General features: G+C 73.7%; 17 protein-coding genes and 1 pseudogene. 9 read left to right on the forward strand and 9 right to left on the reverse strand.

Annotation, left to right across the window (positions count from 1 at the left end; all coding sequences use genetic code 11):
* The first annotated feature begins 605 nt into the window (after positions 1-605).
* Both MRBLMG1_RS32930 and ptsP read left to right on the forward strand, forming a co-directional pair.
* Complete coding sequence (locus tag MRBLMG1_RS32930; protein ID WP_367827801.1) at positions 606-1,055, forward strand: PTS sugar transporter subunit IIA; 450 nt, start codon at positions 606-608, stop codon at positions 1,053-1,055.
* Positions 1,056-1,135: 80 nt separating this feature from the next.
* The gene (ptsP, locus tag MRBLMG1_RS32935) at positions 1,136-2,806 is read left to right on the forward strand and encodes a phosphoenolpyruvate--protein phosphotransferase (RefSeq protein WP_367827802.1); all 1,671 of its coding nucleotides are present in this window, start codon (positions 1,136-1,138) and stop codon (positions 2,804-2,806) included.
* Between the two features lie 74 nt (positions 2,807-2,880).
* Here ptsP and MRBLMG1_RS32940 read toward each other — a convergent pair whose 3' ends face one another.
* Both MRBLMG1_RS32940 and MRBLMG1_RS32945 read right to left on the reverse strand, forming a co-directional pair.
* Positions 2,881-3,771: a hypothetical protein gene (locus MRBLMG1_RS32940; RefSeq protein ID WP_367827803.1), complete on the reverse strand. Its 891-nt coding sequence runs from the start codon at positions 3,769-3,771 to the stop codon at positions 2,881-2,883.
* A 22-nt stretch (positions 3,772-3,793) separates the two neighbouring features.
* Positions 3,794-5,080 carry an MFS transporter gene (locus tag MRBLMG1_RS32945; protein ID WP_367827804.1) on the reverse strand — a complete coding sequence of 429 codons (1,287 nt, stop codon included), beginning with the start codon at positions 5,078-5,080 and terminating at the stop codon, positions 3,794-3,796.
* A 45-nt stretch (positions 5,081-5,125) separates the two neighbouring features.
* Between MRBLMG1_RS32945 and MRBLMG1_RS32950 the strand changes: the two genes are divergently transcribed.
* The gene (locus MRBLMG1_RS32950) at positions 5,126-6,445 is read left to right on the forward strand and encodes an aminotransferase class I/II-fold pyridoxal phosphate-dependent enzyme (RefSeq protein ID WP_367827805.1); all 1,320 of its coding nucleotides are present in this window, start codon (positions 5,126-5,128) and stop codon (positions 6,443-6,445) included.
* Positions 6,446-6,775: 330 nt separating this feature from the next.
* Positions 6,776-7,882 (forward strand): CU044_5270 family protein, encoded by a 1,107-nt coding sequence (locus MRBLMG1_RS32955; protein WP_367827806.1) that lies wholly within the window; start codon positions 6,776-6,778, stop codon positions 7,880-7,882.
* Positions 7,883-8,014: 132 nt separating this feature from the next.
* Here MRBLMG1_RS32955 and MRBLMG1_RS32960 read toward each other — a convergent pair whose 3' ends face one another.
* A complete protein-coding gene (locus tag MRBLMG1_RS32960; RefSeq protein ID WP_367827807.1) occupies positions 8,015-9,985 on the reverse strand; it encodes an acetoacetate--CoA ligase in 1,971 nt (656 codons plus the stop codon).
* 214 nt (positions 9,986-10,199) lie between these two features.
* On the opposite strand from MRBLMG1_RS32960, the gene MRBLMG1_RS32965 reads away from it, so the two are divergent.
* Positions 10,200-12,578, forward strand: a complete 2,379-nt coding sequence (locus MRBLMG1_RS32965; RefSeq protein ID WP_367827808.1) for a glycoside hydrolase family 31 protein — start codon at positions 10,200-10,202, stop codon at positions 12,576-12,578.
* Positions 12,579-12,716: 138 nt separating this feature from the next.
* Here the strand turns inward: MRBLMG1_RS32965 and MRBLMG1_RS32970 are convergent, their stop codons facing one another.
* The gene (locus MRBLMG1_RS32970) at positions 12,717-13,277 is read right to left on the reverse strand and encodes an NUDIX domain-containing protein (protein ID WP_367827809.1); all 561 of its coding nucleotides are present in this window, start codon (positions 13,275-13,277) and stop codon (positions 12,717-12,719) included.
* Here MRBLMG1_RS32970 and MRBLMG1_RS32975 point away from each other — a divergent pair.
* The 3 genes from MRBLMG1_RS32975 (at position 13,276) to MRBLMG1_RS32985 (ending at position 15,836) form a co-directional block, all read left to right on the forward strand.
* Entirely contained in the window at positions 13,276-14,097 is an 822-nt protein-coding gene (locus MRBLMG1_RS32975) for a M15 family metallopeptidase (RefSeq protein ID WP_367827810.1), read from the forward strand. The genes MRBLMG1_RS32970 and MRBLMG1_RS32975 overlap by 2 nt on opposite strands.
* An 81-nt stretch (positions 14,098-14,178) precedes the next feature.
* Positions 14,179-14,652: a Zn-ribbon domain-containing OB-fold protein gene (locus MRBLMG1_RS32980; protein ID WP_367827811.1), complete on the forward strand. Its 474-nt coding sequence runs from the start codon at positions 14,179-14,181 to the stop codon at positions 14,650-14,652.
* A complete protein-coding gene (locus tag MRBLMG1_RS32985; RefSeq protein ID WP_367827812.1) occupies positions 14,649-15,836 on the forward strand; it encodes a lipid-transfer protein in 1,188 nt (395 codons plus the stop codon). Before MRBLMG1_RS32980 ends, MRBLMG1_RS32985 begins: the two co-directional genes overlap by 4 nt.
* Positions 15,837-15,883: 47 nt before the next feature.
* Here the strand turns inward: MRBLMG1_RS32985 and MRBLMG1_RS32990 are convergent, their stop codons facing one another.
* The 4 genes from MRBLMG1_RS32990 to MRBLMG1_RS33005 are packed head-to-tail and all read right to left on the reverse strand — an operon-like array spanning position 15,884 to position 20,210.
* Positions 15,884-16,489 (reverse strand): GTP-binding protein, encoded by a 606-nt coding sequence (locus MRBLMG1_RS32990; RefSeq protein ID WP_367827813.1) that lies wholly within the window; start codon positions 16,487-16,489, stop codon positions 15,884-15,886.
* Complete coding sequence (locus tag MRBLMG1_RS32995; RefSeq protein ID WP_367827814.1) at positions 16,470-16,895, reverse strand: DUF742 domain-containing protein; 426 nt, start codon at positions 16,893-16,895, stop codon at positions 16,470-16,472. The genes MRBLMG1_RS32990 and MRBLMG1_RS32995 overlap by 20 nt, the downstream gene beginning before the upstream one ends.
* Positions 16,896-16,905: 10 nt before the next feature.
* Positions 16,906-17,355 (reverse strand): roadblock/LC7 domain-containing protein, encoded by a 450-nt coding sequence (locus MRBLMG1_RS33000; protein WP_367827815.1) that lies wholly within the window; start codon positions 17,353-17,355, stop codon positions 16,906-16,908.
* Positions 17,352-20,210 carry a nitrate- and nitrite sensing domain-containing protein gene (locus MRBLMG1_RS33005; protein ID WP_367827816.1) on the reverse strand — a complete coding sequence of 953 codons (2,859 nt, stop codon included), beginning with the start codon at positions 20,208-20,210 and terminating at the stop codon, positions 17,352-17,354. Before MRBLMG1_RS33005 ends, MRBLMG1_RS33000 begins: the two co-directional genes overlap by 4 nt.
* Positions 20,211-20,647: 437 nt before the next feature.
* Between MRBLMG1_RS33005 and MRBLMG1_RS33010 the strand changes: the two genes are divergently transcribed.
* The gene (locus tag MRBLMG1_RS33010) at positions 20,648-21,016 is read left to right on the forward strand and encodes a hypothetical protein (protein WP_367827817.1); all 369 of its coding nucleotides are present in this window, start codon (positions 20,648-20,650) and stop codon (positions 21,014-21,016) included.
* An 83-nt stretch (positions 21,017-21,099) separates the two neighbouring features.
* Here the strand turns inward: MRBLMG1_RS33010 and MRBLMG1_RS33015 are convergent.
* A pseudogene (locus MRBLMG1_RS33015) lies at positions 21,100-24,048 on the reverse strand (hypothetical protein); the annotation flags it as partial.

Raw genomic sequence — 24,048 nt, forward strand, 5'->3', positions numbered from 1 at the left:
TCGCTGTGTATGTTGCCTACCCGCCACAAGGGCCGGCAGGACTTTCAAAGGAACCTCGCCATCCGAAGATGGACGGGGTATCAACTAATCTGGCGTTGATTTTTGGCACGCTGTTGAGTTCTCAAGGAACGGACGCTTCCTTTGTACTCACCCTCTCGGGCTTTCCTCCGGGCTTTCCCTTCGGTACTTCGTGTTTCCAGCTTAGCAGATCCGATTTCCGTTTCTGCCACCCGCTGGAGCGGGCTGCTGGGTGTGGAATTCGCTTTCGCGTTTTCCGTTCCCGGCGGGGTCAAACATTACCAGGCTTTCTCGGTCCCCCTGACCACGTCCTCCGCGAGCATGCAGAGGTGTAGACCACTGGGGTTAGGATCTGGCTTGATAGGTGCTGCCGACCCGCGACTCAAGGCCGCGTTGGGGTCAGGCAGGAGTACGACAGTACATCCCACCGTCAGTAGAGGCAAATCGTCGCTGGTAGTCCCTAGCTCCGCCCAACTGGTACGTCTCGTGCGGAACTGGGACTTCCTATGACATACGCTTCAGAACAGTACGCCGTCCAGGACAGGTAGTGACGGCGCCACACAATCTCCGCCCCTGGGAGGCTTCCCATGACAACCGTGACGTCGCCGCTTGTTGGACGCGCCATCGGTCTCTCCGCAGTTCCCGACCCGGTCTTCTCCGGTGCGATGGTCGGTCCGGGTACCGCCATCGATCCCGTGCGCGAGCCCTCTGAGGCGGTGTCCCCTGTCGACGGGGTCATCGTCTCCATGCACCCGCACGCCTTCGTCGTCGTCGACGAGCACGGACACGGTGTGCTGACCCATCTGGGCATCGACACCGTCCAGCTCAACGGGGAGGGCTTCGAGCTCCTCGTGAACAAGGGTGACACCGTGACGCGCGGACAGGCCGTCGTGCGCTGGAACCCCGCCGCGGTCGAGGCCGCCGGCAAGTCCCCCATCTGCCCGATCGTGGCCCTGGAGGCCACTGCGGACTCGCTCGTCGACGTCGTCGTGGACGGCGACGTGAAGGCCGGCGACCAGCTCTTCGGCTGGAACTGAGCCGGTTCGTCCTGGTGACGACCGCGAGTTCGACATTCAACGCGGCGGCCGGGGCCGTCGCTCAATCGGAGACGGGTGAGATGGAGACAACGCTGCGAGGCGTCGGCGTCAGCCACGGGGTGGCGATCGGCGAGGTCCGGCACATGGGCACGGCGGTCCTCGAACCGCCGGCCAAGCAGATTCCGGCCGATGAGGCGGAGCGCGAACAGGGGCGCGCCCGTCAGGCCGTGGAGGCTGTGGCCGCGGACCTCAATGCCCGGGGCAACCTGGCCGGCGGCGAGGCCCAGGCGGTGCTCGAGGCCCAGGCGATGATCGCCCAGGACCCGGAGCTCATCGCCGACGTCGACCGCCGGATCGCGGTCGGCAGCACGGCCGAGCGCGGTATCTACGACGCCTTCTCGCACTATCGCGAGCTGCTGGCGGGTGCCGGTGAGTACATGGCCGGGCGGGTCGCCGACCTGGACGACGTGCGGAACCGGATCGTCGCGCGGCTGCTGGGCGTGCCGATGCCGGGCGTGCCGGACAGTGACGAGCCGTACGTGCTGATCGCGCGGGACCTGGCGCCGGCCGACACGGCGCTGCTCGACCCGACGCTGGTGCTCGGGTTCGTGACGGAGGAGGGCGGGCCGACCAGCCACAGCGCGATTCTGGCGCGGGCGCTCGGTGTGCCGGCCATCGTGGCGCTGCCGGGTGCGGGTGAGCTGGCCGAGGGCACGCTCATCGCGGTCGACGGTTCCACGGGTGAGCTGTTCGTGGACCCGAGCGAGGAGAAGAAGGCGGAGCTGACCGAGGCCGCCGCCGCGCGGAAGGCCGCGCTGGCGACGTCCATCGGTCCGGGTGCGACCTCGGACGGGCACAAGGTGCCGCTGCTGGCCAACGTCGGCGGTCCGGCGGACGTGCCGGCGGCGGTGGAGGCCGGTGCCGAGGGTGTCGGTCTGTTCCGTACGGAGTTCCTCTTCCTGGACGACAGCAAGAAGGCTCCGTCCGAGGAGAAGCAGGTCGAGGCCTACCGCAAGGTGCTCGAGGCGTTCCCCGAGGGCCGTGTGGTCGTGCGGGTGCTCGACGCCGGTGCGGACAAGCCGCTGGAGTTCCTGACGCCGGTGGACGAGCCGAATCCGGCGCTCGGTGTGCGGGGACTGCGGTCGCTGCTCGACCACCCGGACGTGCTGCGGACGCAGCTGACCGCGCTGGCGAAGGCGGCCGAGGGGCTGCCGGTGTACCTCGAGGTCATGGCGCCGATGGTGGCGGACCGTACGGACGCGAAGGCGTTCGCCGACGCGTGCCGTGAGGCGGGGCTGCGGGCGAAGTTCGGTGCGATGGTCGAGATTCCCTCGGCCGCGCTGCGGGCGCGCTCGATCCTGCAGGAGGTCGAGTTCCTGTCGCTGGGCACCAACGACCTGGCGCAGTACACCTTCGCGGCCGACCGTCAGGTCGGTGCGGTGTCCCGGCTGCAGGACCCGTGGCAGCCGGCGCTGCTCGACCTGGTGGCGCTGTCCGCCGAGGCGGCGAAGGCCGAGGGCAAGAGCTGTGGTGTCTGTGGCGAGGCCGCCTCGGATCCGCTGCTCGCCTGTGTGCTGACGGGTCTGGGGGTCACCTCCCTGTCCATGGGTGCGGCGTCGATTCCGTACGTGCGGGCGACGCTGGCCAAGTACACGCTGGCCCAGTGCGAGCGGGCCGCGGCTGCGGCCCGTGCGGCGGACACGGCGCACGACGCGCGGATCGCCGCGCAGGCGGTGCTGTCCGGGGAGTGATCCCGGGCGTCCGGCGTTGATCGAAGGGGCTTTCCGTCATGTGGTGACGGGAGGCCCCTTCGGTGTGTGTGGGCTCAGTGGTGGAAGGGGTGGTCGTCGTCGGGGTCGGGGGTGAGGGGGAAGCCGGCGCGGTAGGCGACGCCCGGTTCAGGGGAGAGGGGTTCGCCGGTGCGGGCGTCGGTGCAGTAGGCGGCGAAGACCTCGGCTTCGGTGAGCGGGGTGAGGGTGCCGTCGGTGAGGCGCCAGCCGTGGAGGTGGTCGGGGGCGTCCGGGGTGGCGGTGCGGAGGACGAGTCCCGCGGGTGCGGCGAGGGCGATGCCGGCGGCGAGGACGGCGGTGAACTCGGTGGCGGTGGCGTCCTCCGGTCGGCCGGTGCCGTGGGTGTGGAGGACGGCGAGGAGTTGGTCGTCGGCGGCGGGGACGCTGCAGACGAGGTGGTGGGTGCCGGGTCCGGCGGCTTCCAGGAGTCGTCCGAGCAGGTGGTCGGCCCGCTCGAAGGCGGCGCGGCCGATGTCCTCGCCGCAGGTGGCGCAGGGGCCCGCGGTGGCGAGGACGGTGGTGGCGTACTGCCAGGTGGCGTGGCGGACGGCGGTGTCGACGAGCTCGGGGAGGAGGGTGGTGAGGGGCTGTCCCGTATAGGTGACGCGGGCGCCGGTGGCGGCGAGGTGGGCGGTGAAGCGGCTGCGGCTGGTGGGGTGGTCGGGGTCGAGGGCGGTTTCGGTGCACCAGGCCGCGTACTCCTCGGGGTCGAAGAGGGTGACGGTGGTGTGGCCGCCCTGTCCGGCGAGGGTCTTGAGGAGGGCCTCGACCTGCTGGAGGTAGGTGGTGTGGTCGTCGAAGGCGAAGGTGCGGTAGCGGCGCATCGCCGTGAAGTCGTGCTCGTCGGCGAGGAGGCCGACGGTGCTGGGGACCTCGCGGCGCAGGGCGCGGCGGAGGTGGGTCGTGGTGGTGCTGGTCCGGGTCATGTCTCCCCCTGTGACGATCCGATCAGTGCTCACTCACCGTAACCTTCGCCACTGACAGTGACGGTTCGGTGAGGCGTCGGCGGACCAGGCGGTGCTGTGCGGCGCAGGTGGCGACGAGGGCGGCGCCGAGGAAGGGCCAGGCCAGGGGGCCCGCGGAGACGAGGCCGGTCACGACGAGGGGGCCGGCGAAGCGCTGGGTGGACTGGGCGAGGCCGTGGACGCCGAGGTAGGCGCCCTGCGCGTCGTCGGGTGCGAGGGCGATGGAGATCTCCCAGGACGCGATGGTGTGGATCATCTCGGCGAAGGTGAGGACGACGGCGGCGGCGACCAGGGCGGTGACGGCGAGGCTGGGACCGCCAAGCGGGGAGACGGCGAGGCAGAGGGTGCCGGCGGCGAAGAGGACCGCGAGCGGGGTGAAGAGGCGGCGTGCCGCGTCGGTGCTGCCGCCGTAGCGGGAGAGCGGGACCTGGAAGACCACGACGAGGGCGCTGTTGAGGACCATCAGGACGGGCGCGAGGCCGACGGGGGCGTCGGTGGCGTGGACGATCCAGAGCGGGAGGGCGACCTGGAGGATCGAGTCGTGGAGGAAGAAGACGGACTCCCCCGCGGTGAAGGCGAGGAAGCTGCGGTCGCGCCAGGGGTTGGAGCGCTTGGTCGTGGGGGGCGCGTCGGTGGAGGCGGCGGCGACGCGGGAGGGTGCCGGGGAGGGCGGTTCGGCGCAGCGGAGGGTGAGGACGGCCATCACCAGGTAGGAGAGGGCGTCTCCGACGAGCAGGAGCTGGAAGGCCGTGGTGGAGCCGACGACGAGGGCGGCCGCGGCGCCGAGTCCGCCGAGGGTCCAGCCGATGTTGGAGGTGGTGCGGTTGATGGCCTGGTAGCGGACGCGGTCGGGGCCGGCGACCCGGGCCGCGTACAGCTTGGTGAGGACGTTGGTGGCGCGGTCGGGGAGGGCGCCGGCGGCGGAGAGGAGGACGAGGAGGAGGTAGTCGTCAGTGGTGAGGAGGGAGAGGAGGGCCGCGGCGCGCAGCAGCTGGGTGCAGATGATGACGCGGACGAGGGGGAAGCGGTCGGCGAGTCGGCCGCCGAGGGGTGCGCCGGCGATGCCGGCGGCGCCGGAGAGGGCGACGAGGAGGCCGACCTGGGCGAGGCCGAGGCCGGTCACGTAGGTGAAGTAGAGCGCCATGGCCGTGGACCAGAGTCCGCTGCCGCATTTGTCGATGAAGCCGATGACGAGCATGCGGCGTCCGTCGCGGCCTCCGGGGATGCGTTCCCTGAAGGGTGGGCGGGGCGGGTGGGTGGTGCGGCTCATGGGTCCCCCTTGCGCATTCTTTTGTGTTGATACATAATCAGTTACGTGGCAGCACAATATGCGATCGAGGGCACGACGGCCAAGGGGATCTCCGCGTCCGTCGAGCGGGGCGTGGCCGAAGGGGGGCTCGCTCCGGGGGACGCCCTGCCTCCCGTGCGGCGGCTCGCCGACACGCTGGGGGTGAGTCCGGGGACGGTGGCGACGGCGTACAAGGAGCTGCGGCAGCGGGGGCTGATCGTCACCCGCGGCCGGGGCGGGACGGTGGTGGCGGAGGCGCCGTCGGTGGCGTCCCGGCGTCCGCCGCGCGTGCCCGGCGGTCTCGTGGACCTGGCCGGCGGGCATCCGGACCCCGCCTTCCTGCCCGTACTGCGTCCGCCGTCGAGCGTCTCCCCCGTGTACGGGTCCCATCGGGCGGCCCCGCGGCTGCCGGTCCTGGAGGACCTGACCAGGGAATGGTTCGAGCGGGACGGGGTGCCCGCGGAGCACGTGACGTTCGCGCACGGCGCGCTCGACTGCATCGCGCGGCTCCTGTCGACGGAGCTGCGGCCCGGTGACGCGGTGGCCGTGGAGGATCCCGGCTTCCATCACCTGCTCGACCTGGTGCCCGCGCTCGGGCTGCGGATCGTCCCGGTCGCCGTGGACGACGGGGGGCTCGTACCGGACGCGCTGCGGACGGCGCTGCGGGCCGGCGTGCGCGCGGTGGTGTGCAGTCCGCGGGGCCAGTGCCCGACCGGGGCGTTCTTCACGCGGTCGCGTCGGGACGAACTGGCGTCGGTGCTGCGGGAGTTCCCGGAGGTGCTCGTCGTCGAGGACGACCACAACGCGGAGATCGGCGGGGCCGCGGCCCACACGCTCGGGGCGGCCGGGCTCGGGCGATGGGCGCAGGTGCGGACCGTGTCGAAGCACCTGGGCATCGACCTGCGGTGGGCCGGGGTCGCGTGCGACGCGGTCACGACGGCGCGCCACGACGGGCGGATGCTGATGACGTCGGGCTGGGTCAGCCAGGTGCTCCAGGAGACCGTGGCCGGCCTGTTCACCGACCCCGCCGTACGCGAGCTCGTGGCGGCGGGCGAGGCGGCGTACGGGGAGCGGCGGGCGGCGCTGATCGGCGCGCTCGGCGCGCACGGTATCCGTGCCGTCGGCGCCAGCGGGCTGAACGTGTGGGTCCCCGTGCGGGACGAGTCGGCGGTGGTGAACGGGCTGCGGACGCAGGGCTGGTGGGTCGCGGCGGGCGCGCGGTTCCGCGTCGCGGCGCCGCCTGCGGTGCGGATCACGACGGCGACGCTCGCACCGGCGGACGCGGTGCGCCTCGCGGCGGACTTCGCTGAGGTGCTCGGGGACGCGCAGGCGACGTACGGCGGGTGACGTGCCGTCGGTGACGCGCGGACGACGGACGGCGAGCGGCGTGCCTGGTGGTGACGCGCGGTCGACGGACGGCGAGTGCCGGCGGTGACACGCAGGCGACGTACGGCGAGTGGCGCGCTCGGTGGTGACGCCCGGACGCTCCGGGGAAGGTCTGGGGCCCGACCTGCTCGACGGACCCAGGGCAACCCCCGGGTCCACGCCCGACCTGCTCGACGGACCCAGGACAACACCCGGAACCGGGCCCGCATCCTTCGTCGGGTCCGGTGCCGTCGCCGTCCGCTCGACCGTCCGACCGGCCCTCGGGCCCCGACCGACCACGGAGAACCAGGCATGAACGCCTTCACGCCCCGCACGACGCACGCCGACGCGGACGACCTGCTGCGTTCCGAGCTCGCGGAGTTGCTGCCCCCGCCGCCGGTGCCCGACCTGACGCAGGAGCGGGAGCGGCACCTGAGGTATGCCGTCCTGCGGACCGCCCTGGAGGCCGGGGACGGCGGGGGGATCCGACCGGTTCGCGCGACCCGTCCGCGTCGGGGGTTCGGGCGCGGTTGGATCGCCGCGCCGGCGGTCGCCTGCGCGGTGGTAGCGGGTGTCGTGGTGCTCGCGCCGCCGGAGACGCCGGCCGGGTCGTCGCGCGGACGGGTGTCGGCCGGGGAGTCGGCGTCCGCCGATGCCGTGCGGGTCCTGTCCGGAGCAGCGCTCGCGGCGGCGGCGGCGCCCGCGCCGGACGCCGGGCCCGGCGGGTACGTGTACATCCGGAGCCTCGTCGCGTACGCGGGGCGCGGGGCGGACGGCGGTCCCGCCGCGCTGCCGCCCGCGCACCAGCGTGAGGTGTGGCTCTCCGCCGACGGCAGCCGGCCCGGGCTGCTGCGCGAGCCGGGGGTGGCCGACTCCACGCTCGGGGCGGAGCTGCCCGTGTACGAGATCGACCACCGCGGGGCCGCTCCCCGGAAGACCGGTCTCGCGACGGCGCCGCCTTCGGTGACGAACCCGACGCACGCGTACGTGGCGACGCTTCCCACCGATCCGGACGTGCTGCTGCGGCTGGTCGAGGACGGCACGCGCGCGGGTGGCGGCGACGCCGACCAGCGAGCGTTCAGCGCGATCGGGACCCTGCTCGCGGAGACCTGGGCCCCGCCGAAGGTCACCGCCGCGCTGTACGAGGCGGCGGCGCGGATCCCCGGCGTGACCGTGCTGCCGTCGGCGAAGGACGCGGCCGGGCGCGAGGGCGTCGCCGTGGCCCGTACCTCCCACGGCGAGCAGACCCAGTGGGTCTTCGACCGGAGGACGTCGGCGTTCCTCGGGGAGCGGACCGTGCTCACGGAGGACACGTCGGCCGGGCGGGCGGGGACGGTGCTCGGGGTCTCGGCGGTGCTGGTCAAGGCGGCCGCCGGGGCCACGGGAGAGCTGCCCGAGGGGGCTGACGTGAGGGGTTGACGTGAGGGGCTGACGTGAGGGGTTGACCGGAAGGGCCGACCGGGCGGGTCGGCCGGAAGGGGCGGCCCGTACGGCCGGGGGCCCGCTGATCCGGTCGGATCGGCGGGCCCCCGGTCGTGGGTCGGGCACCTGCTAGCCCCGGCGGTTGGCCGCGAGGGACTCGTAGAAGTGGAGGAGGCCGAGGTCGTCGACGGAGCCGGCGTTGACGGCCTTGGCCAGGGGGGTGCCCTGGAGGAGGCGCTTGACCGGGACCTCGATGCGCTTGCCCGTGAGGGTGTGGGGGACGCCGGGGACCTCGATGATCTCGTCGGGGACGTGGCGCGGGGAGAGTTCGGTGCGGATCGTCCGCTTGATGCGGCCGATCAGCTCGTCGTCGAGGGTGGCGCCGTCGACGAGGTGGACGAAGAGCGGCATCCAGTAGCCGCCGTCCGGCTCCTCCAGGCCGATGACGAGGGACTCGCGGATCTCCGGGAGGCGTTCGACGGCCTCGTAGATATCGGCGCTGCCCATCCGGACGCCCTGCCGGTTGAGGGTGGAGTCGGAGCGGCCGTGGATGACGACCGAGCCGTGGTCGGTGATCGTGATCCAGTCGCCGTGGCGCCAGACGCCCGGGAACATCTCGAAGTAGCTGTCGCGGTAGCGGCTGCCGTCGGGGTCGTTCCAGAAGTGGATCGGCATGGACGGCATGGGGTTGGTGACGACCAGTTCGCCGACATCGCCGATGAGGGGCTTGCCGGACGGGTCCCAGGACTGCAGGTCGGTGCCGAGGCCGGCGGCCTGGAGCTCGCCGATGTGGACCGGGAGGGTCGGGACGGCGCCGGCGAAGCAGGAGCAGACGTCCGTGCCGCCGCTGACGGAGGCGATCCAGAGGTTCTCGCGGACCTCGTCGTGGAGCCAGCGGAAGCCGTCGGGGGGCAGCGGCGAGCCGGTGGTGGCGACGCACTTCACGGCCGAGAGGTCGAAGTCGCGGCCCGGGTGGACGTCCGCCTTGGCACAGGCCATCACGTACGCGGCGGAGGTGCCGTAGAAGGTGGCGCGGGTGCGTTCGGCGACGCGCCACTGGGCGGCGGTGTCGGGGTAGCCGGGGCTGCCGTCGTACAGGACGACGGTCGTCCCGGTGAGGAGGCCGGAGACGAGGAAGTTCCACATCATCCAGCCGGTGGAGGTGTACCAGAAGAACACGTCGTCGGGGCCGAGGTCGCAGTGCAGGCCCAGCTGCTTGACGTGCTCGACGAGGATGCCGCCCTGGGACTGGACGATCGCCTTGGGCAGGCCGGTCGTGCCGGAGGAGTACAGGACCCACAGGGGGTGCTCGAACGGCACCTGCTCGTAGACCGGCTCGACGTCGGCGGCGACGAGGTCGTCCCAGGCGAGGGTTCCCTCGGGGGCCGGGGTGCCGAGGAGCGGGATGTGGACGACGGCCCGGAGGGTGGGGAGCTCGGCCCGCAGTTCGGCGACGGTGTCGCGGCGGTCGTGCTCCTTGCCGCCGTAGCGGTAGCCGTCGACGGTGAAGAGGACGACCGGCTCGACCTGCTGGAAGCGGTCGAGGACGCTGCGGGCGCCGAAGTCCGGGGCGCAGGAGGTCCACACGCCGCCGACGGCGGCGGTGGCGAGCAGGGCCACGACGGACTGCGGGACGTTGGGCAGGTAGCCGCTGACGCGGTCGCCGGGGCGTACGCCCAGGGCGCGCAGTTCGGCGGCGAGGGAACCGACCTGGCGGCGGAGCTCGGCCCAGGTGGTGGGCGCGGGGTCGTGTGTCTCGTCCACATGGAGGAGGGCGGTGTCGTGGGGGCGTTCGTCCGCGGTGCGCAGGGCGTGCTCGGCGTAGTTGAGGGTGGCTCCGGGGAACCACGAGGCGCCGGGCATCGAGCGGTCGCCGAGGACCCGCTCGTACGGGGTGGCGAAGCGGATGTCGAACCATTCGGCGATCGCCTGCCAGAAGGCTTCGAGCTCGTCGACCGACCAGCGGTGGAGTGCCGGGTAGCCGCCCTCGGCCGGGGCGCCGTGGTGTTCGGCCGCCCAGGACTGGAAGCGGGTGACGGCAGCCGAGGCGATGCGTTCGTCGTCCGGCTGCCAGAGCGGATCGGTCTGGGCTGATGTCATCGGGTGGCTCCCTGGCTGTACGCGGGGTCGGCGTGTGTCGGGCGCACGTGCTGGGGTGTGCGCGTGACGCGGCTGACAGGACGATGCCATGTGATCGTCTTTCGCACCAGGGCTGGCCGCCCATGGTCGGCCAGTTGAATATGTGCTCCCACCATGGGTGAACGGAAGTTGAACGAAGCCTGTATCGCCCCAGGTGGGTGGCAGGGTGATCGTCATGGACGGTCGTGGACTGGTGCGTTCGATCAAGGTGTTCGGTTCGGTGAAGGGGTTGCGGACGGTACGGGCGGGTTGGCGGCGGCACCGTGCGGACGCGTGGGGGCTGCCGCCGCGCGGGGCGGAGCGGGCGCGGGTGCCCGGGCTCGCGGTGGAGGCGGAGGCGGGGCCGGGCGGGGGAACCGTCCGGTTCGCCCGGTCCTCGCTGCGGATCTGCGTGTCGGCGGGCGGCACCGTGTTCTTGGGCTGGGACGGTGCCGAGCCCCTGCCTTCGTACGCCGTCGCCGACGGGGCGCCGGAGCCCGATCCGCGGGCCTCGCTGGAGCCGGACACGGACGGCGGGTGGCGGATCGTGTCCGAGCGGGTGACGGTCGCGGTGTCCCGGCACGGGGCGGTGGAGGTCCGCACGCCCGGTGGGGTGATGCTGCGGCGGGACCTGCCGCCGCGCTGGTGGGAGCCGGTGGCGGGCGGGGCGGACGAGCGGCCCGACCGGGAGGGCGCTCGGTGGGTGCAGCGCAGTGAGGTGCCGGCGGACGCGCGGTTCTTCGGGCTCGGCGGGCGGTCGGCGGGGCCGCGGCTGCGGGACGGCTCGTACCGGCTGTGGAACACGGACCCCAAGGGGCGCTTCGCGCCGGGCGACGATCCGCTGTACATCACGATGCCGGTGCAGTTCGTGGTCTCGGACGCCGGCACGCACCTGGCGTTCCACGACAACTCCTGGGAGGGCCGGGTCACCCTGGCCGAGGGCGAGGAGGGGGACGGCTCGGGTCACGACCGGCCGGGGAGCGTCGAGGTGCGGATGGGGGGCGGGCCGCTGCGCTGCTGGGTGGTGGTGGGCACCCCCGCGCGCGTGCTGCACGGCTGGGCGGCGCTGACGGGCGCGCCCGCGCTGCCGCCGTCCTGGGCGCTCGGCCCGCAGCACGCGCGCTGGGGGTTCGGCAGCGCGCGCGAGGTGCGGCGGGTGGTCGCCGGGTACCGGGAGCGGGGTCTTCCGCTGTCCGCCGTGCACCTGGACATCGATCACTACGACGGGCACCGGGTGTTCACGGTGGACCGGGAGCGGTTTCCGGATCTGCCGGGCCTCGCGGCGGAGCTGCGGGAGCAGGGTGTGCGGCTGGTGTCGATCGTGGACCCGGCGGTGCCGGTCGAGCCGGGTAACGCGGTGTACGAGGAGGGGCGGGCGGCCGGGGCGTTCGTCCGGGACGGGCGGGGCCGTGAGGTCCACGGCGAGGTGTGGCCGGGGACGTGCGCGTATCCGGACTTCACCGATCCCGCGGTACGGGAGTGGTGGGGCGGGCTGTACGAGGAGCGGCTGCGGCAGGGGTTCTCCGGGGTCTGGCACGACATGAACGAGCCCGTGTCCTTCGTGCCCTTCGGCGACCCGACGCTGCCGCGTTCGGCGCGGCACGCCCTGGACGGGCGGGGCGGTGACCACCGGGAGGCGCACAACGTGTACGGGCTCGCGATGGCCCGCGCCGGGTACGAGGGGCTGGGCGGGCTGCGGCCCGAGGAGCGGCCGTTCCTCTTCTCGCGTTCGGGCTGGGCGGGCATGCAGAGGTACGGGGGGACCTGGTCGGGCGACGTGTCGACGGGGTGGCCGGGGCTCCGGGCCTCGCTCTCCCTGGTCCTGGGGCTCGGGCTGTGCGGGGTGCCGTACTCGGGGCCCGACGTGGGCGGTTTCGACGGGAGCCCGTCGCCGGAGCTGTTCCTGCGCTGGTACCAGCTGGGGGCGTGGCTGCCGCTGTTCCGCACGCACGCGGCGCTCGACGCGGGGCGGCGTGAGCCGTGGGAGTTCGGGCCCGAGGTCCTGGAGCACGCGCGCGTGGCGCTGGCCGAACGGGAGCGGCTGCGGCCGTACTTCGAGACGCTCGCCCGGCTCGCGCGGATGACGGGCGCGCCGTACGTACGGCCGCTGTGGTGGGGGACGCCGGAGGACCGGCAGCTGCGGGACTGCGAGGACGCGTTCCTGCTCGGCGACTCGCTGCTGGTGGCGCCGGTCCTGACCCGGGGGGCCGACCGGCGGGCGGTTCGGCTGCCGCGCGGGCACTGGTACGACACGGCGACGGGGCAGCTGTACGAGGGCCCCGGGCAGGTGCTGCTCGACGCCCCGCTGTCCCGGGTGCCGGTGCTGGCCCGGGCGGGTGCGGTGCTCGCGGTGCGCGGCGAGGACGGCGGCCTCGCCCTGGAGGTGTGGGCGCCCGCCGCGGGGCGGACCGGCGGCGGGCTCGTCGTACGGGACACGGGGGACGGCTGGGAGCCGGCCGAGATCGAGCGGTACCAGTCGCGGCTCGTCGACGGCCGGGTGGTCGTGGAGCGGGTGACGGACACCGGCGTGGGGCCAGCGGGGCTGCCCGTGCGCGTGAGGGGCCTCGACGGCTAGGGGACGCGTCCGGGGGAGCCGACGGCTGTGGGCCGCCCGGGGCCAAGGGGCCGGACCCGGGCCGGGAACCGTGACCGGCGCCGGCGGACGGGCCCGAGCCCGAGCCGGCGGACGTCCGGGGTCCGGCGTGCGCGCTGGCTACTCGTAGCGGCCGGCGAACCATCTCCGTACCGCCTCCGTGTGGAGGGGGAAGGCGAGCTCCTGGGGTGAGTGGAGCACGTGGTGGCCGCTGGTCTCGTCGGTGGGGACGGAGGGTGGCAGGGCGGCGGCGGGGCGGGGTGGGAGGAGGCCGAAGAGGAGCAGGTGGCCGGCGGGGGAGCTGAGTGCGTCGGCGAGGCGGACGTCCTCGGCGGAGGCCGTGATCCCGGTTTCCTCGCGCAGTTCGCGGGCGACGGCGGCGCGCCAGTCCTCGGCGTGGTCGACGAAGCCGCCGGGGAGGGCCGTGCCGCCGCGCATGGGCTCGATGGTGCGGGTGATGACGACGAGGCCGGTCCCCGCTCCGTCGGTGACGGGGAGGAGGGCGACGGCGACGGGCAGAGGGTTGCGGTACGCGGTGTCGCCGCAGGCCGGGCAGGTGCGGGGCCAGCCGGCGTCGGCGGTGTGGGCCGCGCCGCAGGAGGAGCAGTGGGAGTCCTTCACGGCCCGACCGTACGCGATCGGCCTTTCCCGGCGCTGCCGGAACTGGTAGACGGTGCGCATGACAGGACTCGTATCCGCTTTCCGTACCCTCGCCGTCACGGCCGCGGCCGGGCTGCTCGCCCTCGCGGGCACCGTCGCGGCCCCCGCTCCCCCGGCGTCCGCCGCGCCGGAGCCCACGGCCCCACGGGAGTTCGTGGCGCTGAGCTCGGTGGACCGGACGATCATCCAGGAGATGCGCTACGCGACGACGCACAACTTCGTGGGCGAGCCGGTCGACGGCTACCGGCAGCCGCTGTGCGTCCTGACCCGGCCCGCGGCCGAGGCGCTGCACCGCGCGCAGGTACGGCTGCTGGCCCGGGGCTACTCGCTGAAGGTGTACGACTGCTACCGGCCGCAGCGGGCCGTCGACCACTTCGTGCGCTGGGCGAAGGACCTGGCGGACGAGCGGATGAAGGGGGAGTTCTATCCGCTGGTCGACAAGTCCAGGCTGTTCGCGGACGGTTACATCGCGGAGAAGTCGGGGCACAGCCGGGGTTCGACGGTGGACCTGACGGTGGTGCGGCTGCCGGCGGTGCGCACGCGCGCGTACGTGCCGGGAGAGCGGCTGGTGGAGTGCTACGCGCCCCGGGAGGAGCGGTTTCCGGACAACTCCGTGGACATGGGGACCGGGTACGACTGCTTCGACACCCGGTCGCACACCGACGATCCGCGGATCCAGGGGGTCCAGCGGGCCAACCGGCAGCTGCTCAAGGGGGTGCTGGCCGAGCAGGGCTTCGTGAACCTGCCGGAGGAGTGGTGGCACTTCACGTTCAAGCCGGAGCCGTTCCCCTCGACGTTCTTCGACTTCCCGGTGGCGAGGCGGTCGGTGGCCGGGCACTGAGTCTTCCGCGTCGGGGCCGCCCCGTGCCACACTCCTGACGGTTCGTCAGATCAGTGGTGGTCGGTGGTACGGGAGGCCTCGATGGCACGGACGCGCAGACCGGTGGTGGACGGCTGGTTCACCGACGACACCGTGCCGGAGGCGGAGTTCCGTCTGCTCGGCACCCGCTGCTCCGCCTGCGCGTCGGTGTTCTTCCCGCGCGAGGACGGCTGGTGCCGCAACCCGGGCTGCCCGGGCGGCGGTGAGCTCGCGGAGGTACCGCTCTCGCCGCGCGGCCGGGTCTGGTCGTACACGGACGGCCGCTACCGCCCGCCCGCCCCCTACGTCTCCGACCCGGAGGCGCCCTGGGAGCCGTACACCCTCGTCGCGGTCGAGCTGGCGGCCGAGGCGATGGTGGTGCTCGGACAGGCCGCGCCCGGTGTGTCGACGGCCGATCTGGCCGTCGGCACGGAGGTCGAGGTGGTGCCGGGGGTCCTGAACGAGGACGACCGGCACATCTGGACCACCTGGAACTGGCGGCCCGTGGCACAGGAGCGGCGGGAGGAGCGGTCGTGAACGACATCGCCGTACTCGGGGCCGGGATGCACCCGTGGGGCAAATGGGGGCAGAGCTTCGTCTCGTACGGGACGGCCGCCGCCCGCACCGCGCTCGCCGACGCCGGCCTGGACTGGTCCGACATCGGCTCGGTCGTCGGCGCCGACACCATGCGGTGCGGATACCCGGGATACGTGGCCGGGGCGACCTTCGCCCAGGCGCTCGGGTGGCAGGGGGCGCGCGTCACCAGCGTGTACGCCGCCTGCGCCTCGGGCGCCCAGGCCATCGGGACCGCGCGGGCCCAGATCCTCGCCGGCCTGGCGGACGTGGTCCTGGTCGTCGGCGCCGACTCGACGCCCAAGGGGTTCTTCGCCCCGGCGGGCGGCGAACGCCCGGACGATCCGGACTGGCTGCGGTTCCGGATCCTCGGGGCCACCAACCCCACGTACTTCGCGCTCTACGCGCGCCGCAGGATGGAGCTGTACGGCGACACCTCCGAGGACTTCGCCCGGGTGAAGGTGAAGAACGCGGCGGCGGGGGCGCTGAACCCGCTCGCCCGGTACCGGAGGACGGTGACCGCCGAGGAGGTCGCGGCCTCCGCCGTCGTCGCCGACCCGCTGCGGCTCCTCGACATCTGCGCCACCTCCGACGGGGGCGCCGCGCTCGTTCTCTCCAGCATGGAGTTCGCGCGTCGCCACGGGCACCCCGACCCGGTCCGGGTGCGGGCGGTGTCCACGGTCTCCCCCACCTACCCCAAGGCGGTCCTCGACCTCCCCGACATCGCGACCGACTCGGCGGTGGCCGTCTCCCCCGCCGCGCGCACCTTCCGCGCGTCGATCGCCCGCGCCGCCTACGAGGAGGCGGGGATCGGGCCCGACGACCTGTCCCTCGCCGAGGTGTACGACCTGTCCACCGCCCTGGAACTGGAGTGGTACGAGGACATCGGGCTCTGCGCGGCCGGCGAGGGCGCCAAGCTGCTCCGGGAGGGCGCCACGGCGCTCGGCGGGCGGCTTCCCGTCAACACCAGCGGCGGCCTCGCCTCGTTCGGGGAAGCCGTGCCCGCCCAGGCCATCGCCCAGGTCTGCGAACTGACCTGGCAGCTCCGGGGCACGGCGGGCGACCGCCAGGTGCCCGGGGCACGGGTCGGCATCACCGCCAACCAGGGCCTGTTCGGACACGGCTCGGCGGTGGTGGCCGTGCGCTGAGAGGCGCGCGGTGCTCGCGGCGGAGGAGGCCCCGGTGGGGCCTCCCGTCAGGTCGTCACCGCCGCGTGGGTCCGGTCGGCGAGGACGAGGGCGTGCTCGACGACCGCCACGAGGACGTTCTTCACGGACTCGCGGTCGCGCGCGTCGCACATCAGGAGCTCGACCTCGGGGTCCAGGTCCAGTGCCCCGCGCACGCTCTCGGCGGGGAACCGCTGCGCACCCTCGAAGCAGTTGACGGCCACCGTGAACGGGATGCCGCGCCGCTCGAAGTAGTCGATCGCCGCGAAGCTGTCCTCCAGGCGGCGGGTGTCCGCCAGGACGACCGCGCCGAGCGCGCCCTGTGCCAGCTCGTCCCACAGGAACCAGAAGCGGTCCTGGCCCGGCGTGCCGAAGAGGTACAGGACGAGGTCCTCGCGGAGGGTGATCCGCCCGAAGTCCATGGCGACCGTGGTGGTCGTCTTGGCCTCGACGCCGTGCAGGTCGTCGACGGGACGCCCCGCCTCGCTGAGGATCTCCTCGGTCCGCAGGGGCCGGATCTCGCTGACCGCACCGACCAGCGTCGTCTTGCCCACCCCGAAGCCGCCCGCGACCAGGATCTTCAGGGTCACCGGTTCGACGAAGGGCTTCTTGCGGCTAGAGCGCCCGAAGGCCATTGATCACCTCGCGAAGAATGCTCACGTCCGGCAGCTCGGCCGGCGGAACGGGGCGGGTCACATGGACGAGTTCGTCCTCGACGAGGTCGCCGACGAGGACTCGGACCACCCCGACGGGGAGGTCGAGGCCGGCGGCGAGCTCGGCGATCGACTGGGGCTGCTCGGAGCAGCGTTCGACGATCTCCACGTGTTCCGGGGAGAGCGTCTGGTCACGGCCCGGGTCGTCCGCGGCGGGCTCGGGTACCACCACCGCGATCAGGTCGAGCCGGTGGCGGGTGGCGGCGCTCGTCCGGCCGCGGGTCATCGCGTACGGACGGACCACAGGCCCGGCGTCGTCGTCGAACCAGTGGTGGTGGCCTGGGGTGCGGCCCTGCTTCAGCTGGTTACGCTCGGCTGCGTCACTCATGCCGTCCCACTCACCCTCCCGAGGGCAGGCCGGTCCGGGGTGCCGTCGTGAGGTGGGCCCCGACCCGCTTCACCATCAGCGTCATCTCGTAGGCGACCTGGCCGACGTCGGAGTCGGCGTCCGCGAGGACGGCCAGGCAGCTGCCGTCGCCGGCCGCCGTGACGAAGAGGAAGGCGTCCTCCAGTTCGACGACCGTCTGGCGGACCTTGCCCGCCTCGAAGTGGCGGCCGACGCCCTTGGCGAGGCTGTGGAAGCCGGAGGCCACGGCGGCCAGGTGCTCGCCGTCCTCCCGGGTGAGCTCCTGGGAGGCACCGGTGGGGAGACCGTCGCTGGAGAGCACCAGGGCCTTCCGGATGGAGCCGACGCGCTGGACCAGCTCGTCGAGGAGCCAGTTCAGCTCGCCGTTTCCGTGTCCGTGGCCGGAGGTGGTGCTGTGTGCTGCGGCGTTCGGTGCGGTCATCGACCGTCCCCCTCGGGTGTCGTTCCTGGTGCTGTCGGGTCGTCCTGGCCGGCGTCGTGCCGTCGCCCGCGCTGCCAGCCTCGCTGCATGGCGGCCATGCGCGCGCGTACCTCCTCGGCGTCGCGCTCGAAGGACTCGGGGCGCTCGTCGCCGGCGGTCGTACGCGATCCGTCGCGCCCTCCCGTACCGCGGCCGGCCGGGCGGTCGCCCTCGCGCAGCTGCGGCGCGAGGCTCGCCTGGCGCACCCGGCGGGGCAGCCCGCCGAACGGGTCGTGGCTCTCCGGCGGGACGAGACCCTCCGGGACGAGGCCGTCCGGAAGGAGGCCCGAGGGCGGTACGGGACCTCGCGGGGGTACGGGGACGAGGGTGGGGCCGGTGGCGCGCGCGGAGCCGGTCGGGTCGTCCTGCCCGCCGCCGTGGGCGTGCGGCCGGGAGGCGCCGGGGCGTTCGGTCGCCCGGCCCGGATCGGGGTGCGCCCGGCCGGGGATCGGGTGGGCGCGGTCGGGAGCGTCGGCCCGGTCCGGCTCGTCGACCCGGCGGCCGTGGTCCACGACGAGCGTGGGGGTGGTGCGGCGGCGGGGCAGCGGTACGGCGCCGTCGGCGGGCGCGTCGTCCTCGCCGCGGCGGGTCGTCTGGTCCGGGGCCTGCTGGTGCTGCTCGCTCGCGGGCGCGAGTCCGCCGCGGCGCCGGTCGCGGGGACGGAACAGACCGCCGCGCTCGCTCTCGGTGTCGAGGAGGTCCGCGGACCGGTCGATGAGCACGTCGAAGTCGTCGCTGCCGAGCGGGGCTTCCAGCTCGACGGGGCCGTCCAGCGGGCCGGGCGTCTCGGCCGCGTCCGGCACCCTGGCGAGGGCCGGCCGGCGGAGCGGCAGCGTGCCGCTGTCGGGGGACGCGTCCTCGGGCCGCTCCGCGCGTTCGAGGGACTTGCGGTCCAGCCGGAATCCGGCGCCCTGGGTCTCGGGGGCGTCGGTGAGCAGCGCGGCCGGGATGAAGACGACCGCGGTGGTGCCCCCGTACGGGGAGGTCTGGAGCGAGACGCGGACGTTCTGGCGCTGGGCGAGCCGGCTGACCACGAAGAGGCCGAGGCGGTCGGTGTCCGAGAGCTCGAACTCGGGGGTCTCGGCGAGCCGCAGGTTGGCGTCGAGGAGGGCGTCCGGGTTCATGCCGAGGCCGCGGTCGTGGATCTCCAGGGTGAAGCCGTTCGCGACCCGCTCGCCGAGCACCTGCACGGCGGTGTGCGGGGGCGAGAAGACGGTGGCGTTCTCCAGGAGTTCGGCGATGAGGTGGGTGAGGTCCGCGACGGCGGGTCCGCCCACGCCGAGGCGGGGCAGTCGGCGCACCTCGATCCGCTCGTAGTCCTCGACCTCGGCGACGGCGGCGCGGACCACGTCCATGAGCTGGACGGGCTTGCGCCACTGACGGGAGGGGGCGGCGCCGGAGAGGATGACGAGGCCCTCGGCGTGCCGGCGCATGCGGGTGGTGAGGTGGTCGAGCCGGAAGAGGTCGGCCAGCTCGTCCGTGTCCTCGGTGCGCCGCTCCATCGTGTCGAGGAGCGTGAGCTGGCGGTGCAGCAGGACCTGGTTGCGGCGGGCGAGGTTGACGAAGACCTCGGAGACGCCGCGGCGCATGTCGGCCTGCTTGACGGCGGCTTCGACGGCGGCGCGCTGGAGGGTGTTGAGGGCCTGGCCGACCTGGCCGACCTCGTCGTCCCCGTACCGCAGGTGGGGCACTTCGGTGCCGACGTCGACCTGCTCGCCGGCGGCGAGCCGCCTCATCACGCTGGGCAGGCGCACTCCGGAGACCTCCTGGGCCTCCTTCTGGAGGCGCCGCAGGTCGCGGACGAGTTCGCGGCCGATGCGGACGGAGATGACGATGGAGGCGAGCAGCGCGAGGAAGCCGAGGACGCCGGCCACGCCGACCTTGAGGAGGACGCTGTAGGCGGCGGGCTGGACGCGGTCCTGGTAGCGGTCGCCCGCGGCGGTGTTCTCGCGGGCGAGGTCGTCGAGGACGGGGCTCGCCTGGTCCTGCCAGCGCGCGGCGGTGACGGCGCGCGGGCTGTCGGTGGCGCCCTCGGTGATGATCGCGTTCTCGGCGGCGCGCAGCGGCTGGGTGTCGGGGCTGCGCCAGTACTTCTCGAAGCGCTCGCGCTCGGCGGCGGGCAGGAGTTCGAGGTTGACCGCGTAGAACTGCTTGCGGTTGGCGACGAGGTCGGATATCTCGCGGATCTCCTGCGTGGTGACGCGGTCGGCGACGAGCGCGGACAGGACGAGGGCGTCCTCGCGGGAGAGCAGTTCGCGGGCGCGGGTCACGCCGACGAGGGCACGGCCCTGCTTGTCCATCTCGACGTTCTCGAGGGCGTGCAGGGTGATCAGGAAGCTGTAGCAGGGGTCGACGAGCCGGTTGTAGAAGTCGAGGGCCTGCATGCGGCCGATGCTGCGCATCTCGATGGAGCGGCGCAGCGAGGCGAGGCCGTCGAGCGCTTCGAGGAGGGAGTTGAGGCGCTGGGCGGTGACGGGCCTCATCTCGTCGCGTACGCCGGGGTCGTCGGCGTTGGCGCGGATGCGGGCGATCTGCCGGTCGGTGGCCCGACGGGATTCGCGGAGGGAGCCGAGGGCGTCGGAGCCCCGTGGGTCGGCGAGGTAGACCAGCGACTGCCGGCGTTCCAGCTGGATGACCCGTGCGGTGTCCTCCAGGGGGTAGCCGACCTTCTCGACGATGTAGCCCACGTCGAGGAGTTGGTCGGCCTCGCGGCCGGTGAGGACCGTGGCGAAACCCCACAGGCCGGTCAGGGAGATGAGCGGTACGAGGAGCAACGCCACGATCTTCCGGCGGATGGACTTCCCGCGAAAGCGCATGGCCTCCCCCTGCTCGGCCCCCGCGCGCCACGGAGGTCCTTCACGTTCGTGACGTCCGGCGTCAACACGCGGCGTCAACCTTCGGTTTCAAACAAACGGCGGCGTGAGCCTACTACTGCATCACGGCCATCTCGAAGGCGTGTCCGCGCGATTTTCAGCCTGTCGAGTGAGTGTTGATCATGACTTGTCCTGGTATTCGGGGAGTTGGGATCGGCCACTGTGGCGTAGGACACCTGATGGCGTGCCATTTCTCCCACCGGCGGGGATGGCTGGAAGTGTTCGTTCCGGTCGGACTCCGGTCGCGTTCACCCCGGGGCGGGCGAAACCTTTTCCCTCGGCCGTGCGTCAATAGGTACGGGGAGGGTTCTGTCCGTGTAAAGGCGCTCACAACGGGCAGCCGACCCTGAGGTCTTTCAGCGGTGGGGAGTGACGGAACAATGGAACACGAGGCGCGGTCCGCGCGTCAGTTGTGGGTGGAGGACTCGAAGGGCCGGCAGCGGATGCCCGATCCGGTCCGGAACGCCGCCGTACGGGCCGTGATGATCACCTCGGTGACGCTCGTCCAGGCCGTGGTGGCGTTCTACTGCACGATCGCCGGGGCCTGGCTGGCGTTTCCGATGACCATCAGCTCGGTGGCGTCGACGGTCGTGGCCACGTGGAGTGTCCTCGACGTCTGGATCACCCGTCAGGTGTGGCGCCAGCGCAACGGAGTGGTGTCGGAGCCGAGCAGCACGGCGCGCCAGGCACGCCGTGATCGGCGCGAGGAGAGCCGTTCGGAGACGGGGCGGCTGTCCGAGGCCGCCTGACCCCACGGACGACGAACGAGCGGCCCGGCCCCCGCGGGGGTCGGGCCGCTCGTTCGTAGCCTCCCGACGGCTCGCCGTTCCCGTCAGGACGAGGCGACCGGGGCGGGGTCGTCGGACTGGTGGCGGCGGAACATCCGGGTCGCCGTGATCTCGCCGTGGATGGCCTCCCCCTCCGACCCGGGCTGCGGCAGGCCGGGACGCAGGTGCTCCTCCACGCTGATGTACTTCAGGCCGGCCCGGAGGTCGGCGTCGTTGCGGAGCCGGATGACCAGCGGGAACTCGGCCAGCGCGGTCGTGTCGAACAGGCCGGTCGTGTACAGGAGCTGGACGCCGAGCGCGTCCGACACGGCCCGCTGGAGTTCGAGCAGGTACGTGGCGTTGGCGCGGCCGATCGGGTTGTCGAGGAAGAGCGTGCCCGCGTGCCGGTGCTTGTCGCGGCCCCGGTCGTTGGAGCGGAGCGCCGCCATCGTGCAGTAGAGGGCGATGGCGGCGGTGAGCAGCTGCCCGCCGGAGAAGACGTCGCCCATCTGCCCGACGGGCACCCGCTCGGCGCGGAGCACCGCGTCCGGCTTGAGGATCTCGACGGAGACGCCCTTGGGTTCGAGGGCCGCCTGGACGCCCCTGAGCAGCAGGGACATGCCGTCGCGGCGCAGGTCGGAGTTCTTCTTCACGGCGGCGCGGGTGGCCTCGTCGACGACCTCGCCGAGCCGCTCGGCGAGGGTGGCCTGGTCGGGCTCCTCGAAGCGGATCCGCAGGAACTCCTGGCCGGACCACTCGCCGAGGCCCTCGGGAAGCCGCGAGAGCCGCTGGGCGGAGCGGAGGGTCGCCAGGGAGGACTCCACGAGGCCGCGGAGCCGGTCCACGATCGAGTCGCGGTTGCGCTCCAGCTGCTCGAGCTCGTCGGTCAGGACCCGCAGCCGCGGGGCGAACGCCTCGGCCCACTTGGCGGCGTGCTCGGGCAGCGCGGCCGCGGGCAGTTCGCGGATCTGCTGGCGGGCCGGGGTGCGGACCTGCTCGTAGCGGGTGGAGTTGGCGTGCCGGACGAGGATGTCGCTCGCCTCGCGGACGGCGGCGTCGGCGGCGGACAGCTCGGCGGTGAGGCCGCGCAGCGAGCGGCGCGCCTCGGCCGCGACCGTACGGGCCTCGTCCAGGGTGCCGCGGAACGGCTCGGACTCCTCCCGCTCCTCGTCCGTGTGGTCGCGGAGCAGGTCCCGGAGCATGGCGGCGGTCTCGTCGAAGCCGCCGGCCGCGTCCTCGGCGGCCCGGTGGTCCCGGAGCAGGCCGGAGTGGGCGGCACGGGCCGACTCCAGGGCGATGGTGCGGGAGGCCAGCTCGGCGGTCGCGGTACGGAGCAGCGCCTGCGCCCGCTCGGCGTCGGCGGGGACCAGCTCCTCGGGCAGCTCGGTGTGCGCCTCGCCGTCCTCGGGGGCCAGCCGCTCGGCCTCGCCGCGCAGCCGGCCGAGCTTCTCGCTCGCCTCCGAGGCGCGGGTCTCCAGCATCTGGACCAGGGACTCGGCGCGCGCGGCCGCGGCCTGGCGGGACGGGCCGTCGGCGCCGTCGGTGGATTCCAGGAGCTGTTCGGCGCGGGTGCGGACCTTGTTGGTGAGGCGGTCGAGTTCGGCGAGGGCGGCGGACTCGTCGCTCTCGGCCCGGGCCTGCTCGGCGCGCAGGTCGGCGCCTACGCCGACCTTCTCGTACAGCTGGGACGCGGCCCGGTAGGCCTCGCGGAGGGTGGGGAGCGCGGTACGGGGCGCGGCCGGGTCCTGCTCGGGGAGGGTGTCGGGGGCGCCGGCGATCTCGGCGCGCTCGGCACGCAGGGCGCGGGCGGTGCGGTGGGCGTCGTCGGCGGCGCGCTGGGTCGCGCGACGGTCCTCGTCGGCGGCCCTGGCTCGCTCAAGGCAGGTCTGGGCGCGGGCCTCGGACTCGGTCGCGTCGTCGGCGAGTTCGCGGAGCTTGGCCTGCCAGGCGGAGCGCTCCCGGAGGCGGAACGCCAGGCCCGCGAGGGCGTCGGCGACCCGGCGGGCGCGCTGGGCGGCCTCCTGGCGCTCGTCCCTCACCTGGGCCGCTTCGGCGGCGGTCTCATCGGCCTCCGCCCGTGCCGTACGGGCCTCGTCGAGGGTCGCGGCGGCGGCCTCGGCGGTCTCGCGCGCGGTCGTGGCGACAGCGGCGAGTTCGGCGAGCATCCCGGGCGGGCAGTCGGCGCGCCAGGCGCCGATGCGGGCGGCGAGGGAACGGTCCCCGGCGAGGCGGGCGGCGAGGGAGCGGATCTCCTCGTCGCGGGCGGCGGCGCGGGCGCGCAGGGCGTGGCGCTCCTCGTCGGCCGCGTGCTCGTCGTGCATGGCCGGGTTCGGCGGGACGAGGAAGACGCCCGTGTCCTCGGCCGAGTCGCGCGCGGGCACAGGGGCGAGCAGGGCGGCGGCGGTGCCGACGGCCACGGCGGAGCGGGGCAGCAGGGCGGCGGTGCCGAGGACCTCGCGGGCGCGCCCGTACGAGACGGGGTCGGTGATCACGACGCCGTCGACGAGTTCGGGGCGGGCGGCGAGGACGCGGGCGTGGTCGGCGGGGTCCACGGCCTGGGCGAGGTAGCGCCAGCCGGGGAGGGCGGGGATGCCGTGCTCGCCGAGGAACTCGACGGTGGCCAGGACGTCGGGCCCGGGCGGCAGCAGGCCGCCGTCGCCGAGGGCCCCGAGGATGCGGGAGTCGTCGGCCGCGGCGGTGCGCAGGTCGAAGAGCTGGCGCTCGGCGGAGGTGACGGCCTGATCGAGCATGGCGCGCAGCTCGTCGGCGTACCGGTCGAACTCGGTGACGGTGAGCGGCCCCTGGGGAGCGGCGTCGTCCGACGCGGAACCCTCGGTCGGGCCGGCCGGTTCGGCGGGCCCGGCCGCGCGCTGGCCGGGGAGCGGCGAACCGGCGGCCGGGCGGCCGGGGAGGTCGCCGGCCGGGAGGCTCAGGAGCTCGGCGAGGCGCTCCTCCGCGGCGAGGGACTCGGCGGCGCGGCGCTCGGCGTCGTAGGCGTTCCCGGCGGCCTCGGC

Origin of the sequence: Streptomyces sp. LMG1-1-1.1, from assembly GCF_040815545.1 — a bacterium.
In the GTDB taxonomy this organism is placed as follows: Bacteria; Actinomycetota; Actinomycetes; order Streptomycetales; family Streptomycetaceae; genus Streptomyces.

What these genes read in the sequence shown, in the direction of transcription:
- MRBLMG1_RS32975 (WP_367827810.1), top strand. Translation starts at nt 13,276, where the DNA reads ATGACAGGACTCGTATCCGCTTTCCGTACCCTCGCCGTCACGGCCGCG.
- MRBLMG1_RS32955 (WP_367827806.1), top strand. Translation starts at nt 6,776, where the DNA reads ATGAACGCCTTCACGCCCCGCACGACGCACGCCGACGCGGACGACCTG.
- MRBLMG1_RS32960 (WP_367827807.1), bottom strand. Translation starts at nt 9,985, where the DNA reads ATGACATCAGCCCAGACCGATCCGCTCTGGCAGCCGGACGACGAACGC.
- MRBLMG1_RS32945 (WP_367827804.1), bottom strand. Translation starts at nt 5,080, where the DNA reads ATGAGCCGCACCACCCACCCGCCCCGCCCACCCTTCAGGGAACGCATC.
- MRBLMG1_RS32970 (WP_367827809.1), bottom strand. Translation starts at nt 13,277, where the DNA reads ATGCGCACCGTCTACCAGTTCCGGCAGCGCCGGGAAAGGCCGATCGCG.
- MRBLMG1_RS32930 (WP_367827801.1), top strand. Translation starts at nt 606, where the DNA reads ATGACAACCGTGACGTCGCCGCTTGTTGGACGCGCCATCGGTCTCTCC.
- MRBLMG1_RS33005 (WP_367827816.1), bottom strand. Translation starts at nt 20,210, where the DNA reads ATGCGCTTTCGCGGGAAGTCCATCCGCCGGAAGATCGTGGCGTTGCTC.
- MRBLMG1_RS32940 (WP_367827803.1), bottom strand. Translation starts at nt 3,771, where the DNA reads ATGACCCGGACCAGCACCACCACGACCCACCTCCGCCGCGCCCTGCGC.
- MRBLMG1_RS33010 (WP_367827817.1), top strand. Translation starts at nt 20,648, where the DNA reads ATGGAACACGAGGCGCGGTCCGCGCGTCAGTTGTGGGTGGAGGACTCG.
- MRBLMG1_RS32980 (WP_367827811.1), top strand. Translation starts at nt 14,179, where the DNA reads ATGGCACGGACGCGCAGACCGGTGGTGGACGGCTGGTTCACCGACGAC.
- MRBLMG1_RS32995 (WP_367827814.1), bottom strand. Translation starts at nt 16,895, where the DNA reads ATGAGTGACGCAGCCGAGCGTAACCAGCTGAAGCAGGGCCGCACCCCA.
- MRBLMG1_RS33000 (WP_367827815.1), bottom strand. Translation starts at nt 17,355, where the DNA reads ATGACCGCACCGAACGCCGCAGCACACAGCACCACCTCCGGCCACGGA.
- ptsP (WP_367827802.1), top strand. Translation starts at nt 1,136, where the DNA reads ATGGAGACAACGCTGCGAGGCGTCGGCGTCAGCCACGGGGTGGCGATC.
- MRBLMG1_RS32965 (WP_367827808.1), top strand. Translation starts at nt 10,200, where the DNA reads ATGGACGGTCGTGGACTGGTGCGTTCGATCAAGGTGTTCGGTTCGGTG.
- MRBLMG1_RS32990 (WP_367827813.1), bottom strand. Translation starts at nt 16,489, where the DNA reads ATGGCCTTCGGGCGCTCTAGCCGCAAGAAGCCCTTCGTCGAACCGGTG.